The organism is Bradyrhizobium sp. WSM4874 (assembly GCF_055811835.1).
The window spans coordinates 1-1,053 of record NZ_JBVVPR010000159.1; the positions used below are offsets into that span (position 1 = coordinate 1).

A 1,053-nucleotide genomic window follows, 5' to 3' on the forward strand; every position below is an offset into this window, starting at 1 on the left:
GGCACGGTGGTGTGTTTGTGATTGCCGCTCATGCGCTGATGCGCGGCGATCCGCTCGCCCTTGTGGAAGATCTCGACGGTACGGGCCGTGAACCGCACCTCGACCTCGGCGCGGGCGAAGCGATGCGGAACGCTGTAGTAATGCTTCTCCACCTCGACGTGGTAATCGAGACTGACGCGGCGGATCCGCCACTCGGCGAGGACATAGGGGGACGCCGGCAATGGCTTGAGCGCCGGCCGGTCGACCTCCTCGAGCAACCGGCGGCGTGTCACGCCGAGCCGCCGGATCGGCCGTTCCTCATTCAGCCTCGTGAGCAGTTCGCCGATCGCCGCATTGACCTCGGCCAGGCTGTAGAAGGTGCGATGGCGCAGGCGGCCGAGCAGCCAGCGCTCGACGATGAGGACGGCCTGCTCGACCTTGGCCTTGTCGCGCGGCTTGCGCGGCCGCGCCGGCAAGATGGCGGTGCCGTAATGCGCCGCCATCTCCGCGTAGGTACGATTGATCTGCGGGTCGTACAGGCTCGCCTTAATGACCGCGACCTTGGTGTTGTCGGGCACCACCAGCGCCGGTATGCCGCCGATCGCCGCGAAGGCGCCAACATGGGCGCTGATCCAGTCGGCGAGCCCCTGCGTCCACGTCGCCTGCGCGTAGGTGAAGCTCGATGCGCCGAGCACGGCGACGAAGATCTGCGCCGTTCTGCGCTCACCGGTCAGGCGGTCGACCACCACCGGCACGCCATCGCCGGCATAGTCGACGAACAACTTGTCGCCGGCCGCATGGGCCTGGCGCATCGTCACCGACAGGCGGCCCTCCCAGGCGCGGTAGAGCTCACAGAAGCGCGAGTACCGGTATCCGCCGGGCCCGGTGGCGATATATTCCTCCCACAGGATCGACAGCGTCACGTGCTTGCGTTTGAGCTCGCGGTGCACGGTCGCCCAGTCGGGCTCGGCGATGCGGCGGTGACCCTGACGGTTGCCATTGCCGGTCTTCGCGAACAGGCGAAGTTCCAGAACCGTGTCGGTGACGTCGTCTGGCAACGGCCAGCTCAAGCCC

Annotated in this window: 1 protein-coding gene; it reads right to left on the reverse strand. The window is 67.3% G+C overall.

The window, feature by feature from the left end; translation table 11 throughout:
* Positions 1-1,053 (reverse strand): IS21 family transposase (istA, locus tag AC0L3P_RS39815; RefSeq protein WP_473309441.1); only part of this gene is annotated, 1,053 nt, incomplete at both ends.